9 protein-coding genes are annotated in these 12,038 nt (G+C 61.0%); 5 read left to right on the top strand and 4 right to left on the bottom strand.

Features of this window, described 5'->3' with window-relative positions; translation table 11 throughout:
• Window positions 1-129: 129 nt before the first annotated feature.
• Entirely contained in the window at window positions 130-555 is a 426-nt protein-coding gene (locus tag NW857_RS09780; protein ID WP_414333112.1) for a hypothetical protein, read from the bottom strand.
• Here NW857_RS09780 and NW857_RS09775 point away from each other — a divergent pair.
• A complete protein-coding gene (locus NW857_RS09775) occupies window positions 554-916 on the top strand; it encodes a hypothetical protein (protein WP_414368821.1) in 363 nt (120 codons plus the stop codon). The genes NW857_RS09780 and NW857_RS09775 overlap by 2 nt on opposite strands.
• A 289-nt stretch (window positions 917-1,205) precedes the next feature.
• Here NW857_RS09775 and tkt read toward each other — a convergent pair whose 3' ends face one another.
• Window positions 1,206-3,206: a transketolase gene (gene tkt, locus NW857_RS09770; RefSeq protein WP_414368820.1), complete on the bottom strand. Its 2,001-nt coding sequence runs from the start codon at window positions 3,204-3,206 to the stop codon at window positions 1,206-1,208.
• A 174-nt stretch (window positions 3,207-3,380) separates the two neighbouring features.
• Here tkt and lipA point away from each other — a divergent pair, with 174 nt between their 5' ends.
• Complete coding sequence (gene lipA, locus NW857_RS09765) at window positions 3,381-4,271, top strand: lipoyl synthase (RefSeq protein ID WP_414333108.1); 891 nt, start codon at window positions 3,381-3,383, stop codon at window positions 4,269-4,271.
• A 77-nt stretch (window positions 4,272-4,348) separates the two neighbouring features.
• The gene (locus NW857_RS09760) at window positions 4,349-5,461 is read left to right on the top strand and encodes a DUF389 domain-containing protein (protein WP_414368818.1); all 1,113 of its coding nucleotides are present in this window, start codon (window positions 4,349-4,351) and stop codon (window positions 5,459-5,461) included.
• A gap of 30 nt (window positions 5,462-5,491) precedes the next feature.
• Here NW857_RS09760 and NW857_RS09755 read toward each other — a convergent pair whose 3' ends face one another.
• Window positions 5,492-6,760, bottom strand: a complete 1,269-nt coding sequence (locus NW857_RS09755; RefSeq protein WP_414333104.1) for a dihydrolipoamide acetyltransferase family protein — start codon at window positions 6,758-6,760, stop codon at window positions 5,492-5,494.
• Window positions 6,761-6,823: 63 nt separating this feature from the next.
• The gene (gene ppsA / locus NW857_RS09750) at window positions 6,824-9,289 is read right to left on the bottom strand and encodes a phosphoenolpyruvate synthase (protein ID WP_414368816.1); all 2,466 of its coding nucleotides are present in this window, start codon (window positions 9,287-9,289) and stop codon (window positions 6,824-6,826) included.
• A gap of 296 nt (window positions 9,290-9,585) precedes the next feature.
• Here ppsA and NW857_RS09745 point away from each other — a divergent pair, with 296 nt between their 5' ends.
• Entirely contained in the window at window positions 9,586-10,539 is a 954-nt protein-coding gene (locus NW857_RS09745) for an RluA family pseudouridine synthase (protein WP_414368814.1), read from the top strand.
• A gap of 255 nt (window positions 10,540-10,794) precedes the next feature.
• The gene (locus tag NW857_RS09740) at window positions 10,795-11,973 is read left to right on the top strand and encodes a transaldolase (RefSeq protein ID WP_414368812.1); all 1,179 of its coding nucleotides are present in this window, start codon (window positions 10,795-10,797) and stop codon (window positions 11,971-11,973) included.
• The last annotated feature ends 65 nt before the right edge of the window (window positions 11,974-12,038 follow it).

The raw sequence follows: 12,038 nt of genomic DNA, 5'->3' as shown, positions 1-12,038 counted from the left end.
CTGGCTCTCCCCTAGACCCAACCCCAGTGTCAGATTTAAGTAAGGTTAACTGCCATCTAACGCCTAGGGCAAGGATGAGAAAGCAGCCGCGAAAGCCCAGAGGCTACATTTTGCCCGTTCAAGCTGGCATCAATTCACGAAAATAGCGCCTGTCTCTTGTAAATCGAGACAATGGTCGCCGGACACATCGTTGACCAGGCGCACTTCTACGGTGATGACATTCAAGGGATCCACGCTCACCCGGTAGCCCACGGGGGACAACATCGGCGTGTTGATGGCCATGCAATTGGGGATGGGCAGGTTGCTCAGGCGCAAGGTTTCTCCGGCAGCCAGTTCCGATACGTTCTGGCGCGGATCGGTAAAGCCGTATTCCAGAGGCAGGCCGGTGCGATTGCGGATCACCAGCTCGGCAGGCAGGTTGGGGTTGAAGCGGGCCACCGGGCGATCGAAAACCGATTGATCCACACCCACCGGCAGGCGCGGCAGCGGCACCGTCTGAAAGGCAGGCTGAGCGACAGCACGGTGTCCACCCACCCAGGCTGACAAAGCGGCCATGATCAAGCCGATTCTTTTGCTTCGTTTCGCGTACCTCATGCTTCTGCCTCAGAACGCCCCTTGGACAAAATTGGGATGTCCTTCCTCGCCTGCTTGTATTGTTCCCAAAAAGGGCTGGCCGGGCCAGATGGCCGCTGTTTTTTCAAGGGTAGGCCCCAACAAGGGCCATCGCTGCGCCGCCCAGCTTAAGATCCCATGGGAGGAAGTTAACGCTGCAAAGGGAGGCATGGCTATGCCAGAAGAACCGGAAAAACCAGAGAAAAGCTACTCCTGGAAGGGCAGTGCCAACGCGGGCCGGGTACTGACGATTTTGGCCGTCGTGGGGGGAGTGGTCATTCTACTGGCGGGCTTCCTGCAGTAGGCCGAGCTGTCAGACCCAAAGTTGGCGCAAGAACATCCGCCTATCGCTGGAAGCCAACGTTTTCCCTGCTATGAAACTATGAAACAACTTTCTCGCTCCCTTCTCCCACAAGGGGAAAAGGGTTGGGGGAGCAAGTGTCTCAACCTTGCTTGAAACAACCGCAATGTTTTGCAAGTCCTGCTAACAAGTTGTCAGCCTTCGCTAAGTCTTGTCAAGTTGTGCCACCGTCGGGCAGCAAAAAAGACCCAGCAGGGATCCCTGCTGGGCTCAGGCCGGAGGAGCAAAAATCCTAGCCTAGGAGCTGACGAGCGGTATTGAGCACATTCTCCACCGTAAAGCCGAACTTCTCCATGCAGACAGGGCCGGGGGCGGAGGCGCCGAAGCGGTCGATGCCGATGGCCACCCCCTCAAAGCCCAGGTACTTGTGCCAGCCAAAGGTGGATCCCGCCTCGACGGAGATGCGCTTGGTAACATTGGGGGGCAAGACGGAGTCGCGGTAGCTCTGAGGCTGGGCCTCGAACAGCTCCATGCAGGGCATGGAAACCACCCGTACCGCTCGGCCTTCCTGCCGCAGTTGAGCAGCAGCCTTCACCGCCAGCTCCAGCTCTGAGCCAGTGGCAATCAAGATAAGCTCCGGGTTGGGAGCATCCACCACCACATAGGCCCCCTTGGCTACCCCCTCAATGGAGGTGCCTTCTACGGGGTTGACCGCCTGCCGGGTAAACACCAGCACCGACGGGGTGGACATGGCCTCGAGGGCCACCTGGTAGGCTCCCACCGTCTCGCGGGCGTCCGCCGGGCGGATGACGTAGAGGTTGGGGATGGCCCGCAGGGAGGCCAGCGTCTCAATGGGCTGGTGGGTGGGGCCGTCTTCTCCTAGGGCCACTGAGTCGTGGGTCATGACGTGCAACACCCGCGCCCGCGAGAGGGCCGACAGGCGGATGGCCGGCCGCATGTAGTCGGTGAAGATCAAGAAGGTGGCGTCGTAGGGAATGAGGCCGCCGTGCAGAGCCATGCCATTGGCGATGGCTCCCATGCCGTGTTCCCGTACCCCGAAGCGGAAGTTGCGCCCGTGGTAGGAGCCGGCCTGAAACTCCGGGATCCCCTTCAAGTAGGTCATGTTGGAATGGGCCAGATCGGCGGATCCCCCCAGCAGCTCTGGCACCGCCTTGGCCAGGGCGTTGAGACAAAACTTGGAGAGGTTGCGGGTGGATTCTTTGCCAGTTTCGGCAATGGGAGCCAACGCTTCTTTCCAGCCCGCAGGCAGCTCCCCGGCCATGATGCGCTTGAACTCGGCGGCCTCTTCCGGGTAGGCCTTCTCGTAGGCGGCAAAGCGCTCGTTCCACTCCGCCTCGGCTTTGGCCCCTTTATCGATGGCCTGGCGGAAGTGGGCCAGCACCTCGTCGGGGATGTAGAACTCCGGCTCCAGCGGCCAGCCGAGGTTTTGTTTGGTGAGCTTGACCTCTTCCGGCCCCAGGGGCGCCCCGTGGACGCTCTCGCTGCCAGCTTTGTTGGGGGATCCGTAGCCAATGGTGGTCTCGACGATGATCAAAGAAGGCTTGTCGGTGACCTCCTTGGCTTTTTGGATGGCTTCGGCGATCCCCTTCAGGTCGTGGTTGCCATCCTCCACTTTTTGCACGTGCCAGCCGTAGGCCTCGTAGCGCTTGCCCACATCTTCGGTGAAGGCAATTTCCGTGCTGCCGTCGATGGAGATGTGGTTGCTGTCGTAGAGCATGATCAGCTTGCCCAGTTTGAGGTGGCCGGCCAGCGAGGCCGCTTCCGAGGCCACCCCCTCCATGTTGCAGCCGTCACCCAAGATCACGTAGGTGTAGTGATCCACAATCGTGTGGCCGGGCTTGTTGAAGCGGGCCGCCAGGTGGGCCTCGGCAATCGCCAGCCCTACCGCATTGCCCACCCCCTGTCCCAGCGGGCCGGTGGTCACCTCCACGCCGGGGGTTTCAAAGTTTTCCGGGTGGCCGGGGGTTTTGGATCCCCACTGGCGAAACTGCTTGATGTCCTCCAGACTGACATCAAAGCCCGTCAGGTGCAGCAGGGCATATTGCAGCATGCAGCCGTGGCCCGCCGAGAGGACAAAGCGATCCCGATCCACCCACTTGGGGTTGCGGGGATTGAACTTCAAAAACTGCTGCCAAAGCACATAGGCCATGGGTGCTGCCCCCATCGGCAGGCCGGGGTGGCCGGAGTTGGCTTTCTGAACAGCATCCACCGCCAAAAAACGAATCGTGTTGATGGCAAGTTGTTCCAGAGAGGGAGGAGCAGCAACAACCATGTGGGATCCCTATCGCTCGACATTCGCTTTCCAGTATGCCGTGTTTTGGGTCTCGCTTCCGAACCAGTGGGGATCCATCGAGCTGGGAATTGGCCTGGGCCGGTCTCGGCCGGGCAAAATGACAGGCTAAGCTGAGAGATACGCTTGCCGCCATTTCTGGTTGGAGGGTTTTCATTGAGCGCTGTTTCTTCGCCTAGCGGTAAACCGCCCTGGCTGCGGGCCAAAGCCCCCCAACGGGCCGGGTCTGTCCAGCAACTGCTGCGGGACTTGGGCCTGAACACGGTTTGCGAAGAGGCTTCCTGTCCCAACTTAGGGGAATGCTTTGCCAACGGCACCGCCACCTTCTTGATCATGGGCCCGGCCTGTACCCGCGCCTGCCCCTACTGTGATATCGACTTCACCAAACGGCCTTTGCCCTTGGATCCCACTGAGCCGCTGCGGGTGGCAGAAGCGGTGGAACGCTTGGGGTTGCGCCACGCGGTCATCACCTCGGTGAATCGGGACGACCTGCCGGATGGCGGAGCCAGCCAGTTTGTTGCTTGCATCACGGAAATCCGCCGCCGCAGGCCCCAGACGACCATCGAGGTCTTGATCCCGGATCTGTGCGGCAACTGGCAGGCCTTGGAGCAAATTCTCGCCGCCCGCCCAACGGTGCTCAACCACAACACGGAAACCGTGCCCCGCCTCTACCGGCGGGTGCGCCCCCAGGGGAACTACGAGCGCTCCCTGCGGCTTTTGGAACTGGCGCGGCAATGGGATCCCGGCCTCTACACCAAGTCGGGGGTGATGCTGGGCTTGGGAGAAGCCGCCGCGGAGATTTTGCAGGTGATGCGGGATCTGCGCCGGGTGGGCTGCGACATCCTCACTCTTGGCCAATACCTGGCGCCCAGCCCCAAACACCTGCCGGTGGAGCGTTATGTCGCCCCCGAAGAGTTCGACCACTGGCGGCAAGTGGGGGAAGAGCTGGGCTTTTTGCAGGTGGTGTCTTCGCCTCTAACCCGCAGCTCCTACCATGCTGAAGCCGTGCAAGACCTGATGCGGCGCTTTCCCAAAGGAGGATCGTGAGCCCCGATTCTCCGCCAAGCTAGACTGCTGAAAGCCCAAGGCTGGTCTGTTCTTGACACCGCCAAGGGAACCCAATCATGGACATGAACAGGATCCGTCGTTTTACTGGCAGCAGCTCAGAAAATGGCTTGGTTCCTTCACCTCAGGGTTGGCTACAGCCCTTCCGCTGGCGGCTGCCCCTGGTCAGTGCAGAAGAGTATGCCGAGTTGGTGCTGGAGCTAATGCGGGAGTCTCGCCTCAGCCTCAACTACTTGATGTTGGTGCTTGGCTCCTGTGTCATTGCCACGTTGGGCTTGCTGGCCAATAGCCCGGCTGTGATCATTGGGGCGATGATCGTGGCTCCTTTGATGTTGCCGATTCGCGGCATGGCCATGGGGGCTTTGGACGGGAATGTAGTCTTGTTTCGGACAGGTATCCTATCTCTGACCGTGGGAACCGGAATTGGGTTGGGAGTATCTTTCCTGCTGGGGCGATGGGTAGGTCTTCCCAACTGGGGCAGCGAAATTTTGGCCCGCACTCAACCCAACCTATTGGATCTGGGAGTGGCGCTAGCGGCAGGGGGAATCGGCGCTTTTGCCAGGGTGCGCAAAGAGATCGCCGACAGTTTGGCAGGGGTGGCGATTGCTGTGGCGTTGATGCCGCCGGTGTGTGTGATTGGCTTAGGGTTGGCCCATGGAGACTGGGAGATCAGCCTGAGGGCGGCGCTCCTCTATTCCACGAACCTGTTGGGAATTGCCTTGGCCTGTATGCTCACCTTTTTGGTGATGGGCTACGCCCCTTTGCACAAGGCCCGTTCTGGATTGGCTTGGGTGTTTGGCCTGGTGATGCTGTTGCTGGTGCCGCTGGCAGCCAGTATGACCCAACTGCTGTATCAATCTCGGCTGGAATTGGCGCTACGAACCGCTCTGCTCAACAGAACCATTACATTCCAACGGGTAACCCTCTTGCGCAGCGAGTTTAACTGGGTAGCCGATCCGCCGGAGGTGGTGCTGTCGGTGCGAGCGGACAAGCCCGTCACACCGAGACAGGTGGCACTACTAGAAGAGTTTGTGGAAGCTGAGGTGGGTCGCCCTTTCACCCTGATTTTTCAGGTGGTACAAGACCAGGAGGTGCGCCGAGAAACGCTTGCCCCAGAGGAGCCTGAGGTGAACTCTCCAGAAACAACTTTCCCCCCCGATCAAAGGGAATAACTCTTGCCTACTAATTGGCGGATGGGCTGGTTACAGCGTCAGGGATCCCACCTTTTGTTCTAACAACTGGGCTAGATCTTGCAAGAAAGCTGCGGCGTGGGCACCGTAGATGACGCGGTGGTCGCAGGTGAGGTTAACCTGCATCTGGGAGCGGATGGCGATGGCTTTTTCCGGCGTGGCCACCACGGTGGGGCGAGCAGCACCAATGGCCAAGATGGATCCCTGGTTGGGAGGCAGGATGGCGTCGAAGCGATCCACCCCAAACATGCCCAGGTTGGAGAGGGTAAAGGTGCCGCTGTTGTACTCCTCCGGCTGCAGTTGCTTGCGCCGCGCCCGCTCCACCAGATCCTTCCAGCGGCGGGAGATCTCGTAGAGATCGATCCGGTTGGCCTGCCTGAGCACAGGGGTAATTAGGCCCCCATCTTCCATGGCCACCGCCACGGCGATGTTGATGTCGGCTTTGTAATGGATCCCGTTTTCGGTGTAGCTGGCGTTGAGGAGGGGGTGCTTTTCTAGAGTCACGGCCACAGCCTTGACCAAAAGGGCCGTCAGCGTTACCCCTTTGGGTTTTACCTGTTGGTAAAGCTGATCCAGGCTGTCAGTGGTGATGGTGTAGCCGACGTGGAACACCGGCACGCCCAAGCTGGCGTTCATGTTGCGCACCACCGCCGCCTGCAGGGTGCTCAGGGGAACCACTTCTCCCAGGGGCACAGAGACGGGGGGAGGAGTGACCGAGGAAGGAGCTGCCGCCGGGGCAGAGGCGGGCTGAGCTGCGGCCCGCTCCACATCTTCGGCTACGATGCGCCCACCAGGGCCGGAGCCGCGCACCGTGCGCAGGTCAACCCCCAGGCTTTCTGCCAATTTTTTCGCCCGTGGGGAAGCCAGGATGCGCTGGGATCCAGCTCCGTCGGAGCCACTTGGGGGCGTGGAGGGGGGGCTTGCTGCAGGCGCAGGGGTTGGCCGTTGAACGGTGGGGACAGAGGCCGCGCTAGGGGTAGCCGCCGGCGCAGCACCCTTAGAGAGGGCCTTGGCTCTCTCCTGGGCCTCTGCCAGCTCCGCTTCGGTTTCGGCAATGAGGGCGATGGGGGCGCCCACCGGCGCCGATTCCCCGGCTGGGATGAGGATGCTGGCCAGAATGCCGCTGTGGAAGGACTCCACATCCATGTCTGCTTTGTCCGACTCCACCACCAGGATGTTTTCCCCTTTCTCCACCCGGTCGCCGGGGTTCTTCAGCCAGGCAACGATCTTGCCCGTTTCCATGGTGGAGCTGAGGGCCGGCATGGAGAGTTCGTGGATCATGGCGGGGGTGGCAACACAGCAGAGAAGATTGTAACCCAGCAGACGGGATCCCGGCGCACTCCCCTAGTGGGCGCCGGCAGCTTCCGCCTCGGCCACCACCAACAGGGTTTTCAGCAGGGAATCGGGGTTGAGGCTGATGGAGTCGATCCCCTGCTGCACCAGGAAGCGGGCAAAGTCAGGGTAGTCGCTGGGGGCTTGTCCACAGATGCCAATCTTGCGCCCGTGGCTTTTCACCGTCTGGATCACCTGGGCAATCATCCGCTTGACGGCCTCGTGGCGCTCGTCAAAAAGGTGGGCCACCAGGGCCGAGTCGCGGTCCAACCCCAGGGTGAGCTGGGTGAGGTCGTTGGAGCCGATGGAGAAGCCGTCGAAGATCTGGCAGAACTCGTCGGCCAGGATGACGTTGCTGGGCAGCTCGCACATGACGTACACCTGCAGGCCGTTTTCCCCTCGCACCAGGCCGTGGCGGGCCATCTCCTCCAGCACCTTGTGCCCCTCTTCCGGGGTGCGGCAGAAGGGGATCATCAAGATGACGTTGGTCAGGCCCATCTCGTCCCGCACCCGTTTCATGGCCCGGCACTCCAGCGCAAAGCCATCGCGGTAGCGGGGATCCGTGTAGCGGGAGGCCCCCCGCCAGCCGATCATCGGGTTTTCCTCGTGGGGCTCATAGCGGGATCCGCCCAGCAGGTGGGCGTATTCGTTGCTCTTGAAGTCCGACAGGCGCACAATCACCGGCTTGGGGTAGAAGGCAGCGGCGATGGTGGCCACCCCCTGGGCCAGCTTGTCTACAAAGTACTCCGGCTTGTCGGCGTACTGGGCGGTGAGCTCCGCCAGGCGCGGCTCCTCCTTGACCGCCTCGTCGTAGTGGATCAAGGCCAGAGGGTGGATCTGGATGTGGTTGGCGATGATGAACTCCAGCCGCGCCAGACCCACGCCGTCGCAAGGGATCTCGCTCAGGCCAAAGGCTTTTTCCGGGTTGCCCACGTTCATCATCAGTTGGGTGCGGGGGCGGGGCAGCTCCTCTAGCGGGATCTCCGTCACCTCATAGGGCAATAGACCAGGATAGACGCGCCCTTCCTCCCCTTCGGCGCAGGAGACGGTGATGGGATCGCCGGAGCGGAGCACCTGCGTGGCGTTGCCGCAGCCAACAATGGCCGGGATCCCCAGCTCGCGGGCAATGATGGCCGCATGGCAGGTTCTGCCCCCCTGGTTGGTGACGATGGCGCTGGCCTTTTTCATAATCGGCTCCCAGTCGGGATCGGTTTTCTCCGTCACCAGCACCTCGCCGGCCTGGAACTGATCCGAGCGGCGCACATCCAAAATGACGCGGGCTGTGCCCTGGCCGATGGCCTCTCCCACCGCCCGTCCCCGCACCAGGGGGTCTGGGCGCGCCTCCGTCTGCGTAAAGCGGTAGGTTTTGAGGCGGTTGGTGGCCTTTTGGGATTGCACCGTCTCGGGGCGGGCCTGGACGATGAACAGCTCGCCCGTGATCCCGTCTTTGGCCCACTCGATGTCCATGGGGGTGAAGCGGCCCCGCAGCGCCGAGTAGTGCTCTTCGATGAGGCAGGCCCAGCGAGCCAGCTCTAGGATCTCGTCGTCCTGCAGGGCATATTGGCGGCGCAGGCTCTCGGGGACGGGTACGTTTTTGGTGGAACGGGATCCCTCCTCGTCGTAGACCAGCTTCAGGGCTTTGCTGCCCAGCTTGCGGGAGAGGATGGGGCGCAGCCCCTGCTTTAGGGTAGGTTTGAAGACCACGTATTCGTCGGGGTTGACGATGCCTTGCACCACGTTTTCCCCCAGCCCATAGGCAGCGGTGATCAACACCGCGTCTTTAAAGCCCGTTTCTGGGTCGATGGAGAACATCACCCCCGAACAGGCCAGGTCGGAGCGCACCATCTTCTGCACCCCCACCGAGAGGGCCACCTGGAAGTGGTCAAAGCCCTTGATCTGGCGGTAGGAGATGGCCCGGTCGGTAAACAGGCTGGCAAAGCAGCGGTGGCAGGCATTCAGCACTGCCTGGATCCCGTGCACGTTGAGGTAGGTCTCCTGCTGGCCGGCAAAGCTGGCATCCGGCAGGTCTTCTGCTGTGGCGCTGGAGCGCACCGCCACATCGGTATCGGGGCCGTAGCGCTCGCACAGCTTCTGGTAGGCTTCGCTGATGGCCTGCTCCAACTCTGGGGGGAAAGGCGTCTGCAGAATCAAGGTGCGGGCGGCTTTGCCCCGCTCGCGCAGGTTCCGCACATCCTCGATATCGAGGTCTTTGAGGATCTCCCGCAGCTTCTCCTCGAGGCCGGCAGCGGCGATGAACTGGCGATAAGCATGGGCGGTGGTGGCAAACCCCAGGGGCACGCGGATTCCTTTGGGGGTCAACTGCTGCAGCATTTCCCCTAGAGAGGCGTTTTTCCCACCCACCTGGGCCACGTCCCGCAGCCCCACCTCTATGAGGGGCACAACCAAGGGTGGCTCTGAGCCAAGCTGGCGTTGAGAGGGCTGTTGAAGCTGGGATCCCAGCGCTACTCCATCCAACATGCTTTGTCTCCTTGTGCCCATCAGAGCAAGCGTGATAGTTGCAAAAAGACCTTCTCCCGCCAGGACCTGGCCTGGCTTCAAGGAGCTCTACCCCCACTAGTGTACTGAGGGTTTTCCTGGGGCTAGAATCCCGGCACAACGCCCCCAGAGACGGCTGAGATGGGGAGGAGACAAAGGCAATCTCGCCAGGATCCAGCTGAAAGAGCTGCCACAAATCTTCGCCCTTTTTTACCTAATGCAAAAGTAACCGCTCTGCCACAATGTTTTCAAAGCAGCAGTTTGCGGAAACAGGGCAAATGGAAGGCCCCAGGGATCCGGTGGCAGCAATTCGCCAGGTAAGAGTGACGGAAAAACAGCAGGGCTTGCGGCTGGATCGGGGGTTGGCGGAACAACTGCCGGATCTGTCGCGCTCGCGCCTGCAGCAGCTCATTTGCCAGGGCCAGGTTTGGCTCAATGGGCGGCCCTGCCTGGATAAGGATCGCCCCCTGCAAGCCGGGGATGAGATTGAGGTGCGGATCCCGCCAGCCACCCCTACAACTTTGGAGCCGGAGCGGATCCCCTTAGACATTCTCTACGAAGATGAGGATCTGCTGGTCATCAACAAGCCGCGCGGTCTGGTGGTGCATCCTGCTCCTGGGCATGCCAGCGGCACGCTGGTGCATGCATTGCTGGCCCACTGTCCTCGCCTTTCCGGGATCAACGGCGAGCTGCGCCCAGGGATCGTCCATCGCCTCGACAAGGACACCACCGGCGCCCTGGTGATTGCCAAACACGATCAGGCCCACCAGCATCTGCAGGCCCAGATCCAGGCCAAGACGGCTCGGCGCATCTATCTAGGGGTGGTGTTTGGCCGGCCAGCCCAGAGCCAAGGCACGATCTCTGCCCCCATTGGCCGCCACCCGGTGGAGCGGCAGAAGATGGCGGTTTTGCCCTCTGGCCAAGGGCGAGCGGCGGTAACCCACTGGCAGGTGCTGGAGCGCCTGGGCAACTACACCCTGATGCAGTTTGAACTGGAGACCGGCCGCACCCATCAAATTCGAGTGCATGCCGCCCACCTGCGCCTGCCCATTGTCGGGGATCCCCTCTATACCCAGAGCAAAACCAGCCCCGTCAAACTCAGCGGCCAAGCTCTCCACGCCTGGAAGCTCTCCTTTGTCCACCCGCGCACTGGCCAGCCGCTGCAGTTTACTGCCCCTCTGCCGGAAGAGTTTGAGCGGCTGCTGCGGCAGTTGCGCAGCCAGGCCGGATAGGCAGCTTCTAGGGTCGCTCTCGGCCCTGTCTGGCCTGTCCAATCAGGGTTCATGCTGATCCCCGTGACCAGGAAGTTTCAACCTTCAGTAAATTTTTAGAGAAGTTGGAAGTGTTTTTGCCGGGTGAGTTGTTTAGAGTTGTCCCCACACCGGTGGGGCAGACAATTAAGACAATCTCACATCTACCGGGATCCCTTGCCTGGGTGGGCGACACTAGGACTGGGTCGCAGAAGCGCGATAGCTAAGGAGGGGAGTATGAGCAAGAGCCTGCTGGAGCAGTTGCGAGAGATGACCGTCGTGGTGGCCGACACGGGGGATATCAACGCCATTGAGACCTTTAAGCCGCAGGATGCCACCACCAATCCCTCTTTGATCACAGCAGCCGCCCAAATGCCCCAGTACCAGGGCATTGTCGATGAGACCTTGCTCAAGGCCCGCAAAGAACTGGGATCTAAAGCCGACACCAAAACCGTAGTGGCCCACGCCATCGATGAATTGGCGGTAGCCTTTGGCGTGCGCATTCTCTCCATCATCCCCGGTCGGGTTTCGACCGAGGTAGATGCCCGCCTCTCCTACGACACCGAGGCTACCGTAGCCAAGGCCCGCTACCTCATCGAGCTCTACAAGGCGGCAGGGGCGGATCCCAAGCGGGTGTTGATTAAAATTGCTTCGACCTGGGAAGGGATCCGCGCCGCCGAGATCTTAGAAAAAGAAGGGATCCACTGCAACCTGACTCTGATGTTTGGCCTGCACCAGGCCATTGCCTGTGCGGAAGCAGGGGTAACCCTCATCTCGCCCTTTGTGGGCCGCATCTTGGATTGGTACAAAAAACACACAGGCCGGGAGAGCTATCCCCCTGCTGAAGATCCGGGCGTGCAGTCGGTAACCCAGATCTACAACTATCTGCGCAAATACGATTACCCGACGGAAGTGATGGGCGCCAGCTTCCGCAACATTGGGGAAATCATCGAGCTGGCCGGCTGCGATCTGCTTACCATCTCGCCAGTTCTCTTGGCGGAGCTGCAAAACACCGAAGGCCACCTGGAGCGCAAACTGGATCCGGAAAAAGCTAAGAAAATGGACATCCCGCGTCTGGTGATGGATCGAGCCACCTTCGACCAGATGCACCGGGAAAACCGCATGGCTTCAGAAAAGCTGGAAGAAGGGATCCAGGGCTTCTCCAAGGCGCTGGAGGTGCTGGAAAGGCTGCTCACGGAGCGGCTGCAGAAGCTGGAGGGCGCCAAGGAAACGATTACCCACGCCGCCCAGGATGTCTTCCGCATCTACGACCTGGATGGGGATGGCTTCATTACCCGCGAGGAGTGGATGGGGGCGGATCGCGTCTTCGATGCCCTCGACACCAACCAAGATGGCAAAATTACCCCCGAAGAAATGCTGGTCGGCCTAGGGGCAGCCGTCTACTTGAGGAATTAGCCAGCCAGCTCTATGGGCGAGAACTTTCGCCGCATCGGAGATGGGGTAGCTGCCCTAGAGGCCCA

This window comes from Synechococcus sp. H55.9, assembly GCF_047462355.1.
Classification (GTDB): Bacteria; Cyanobacteriota; Cyanobacteriia; order Thermostichales; family Thermostichaceae; genus Thermostichus.
This window is presented reverse-complemented; position numbering and strand designations above follow the sequence as displayed.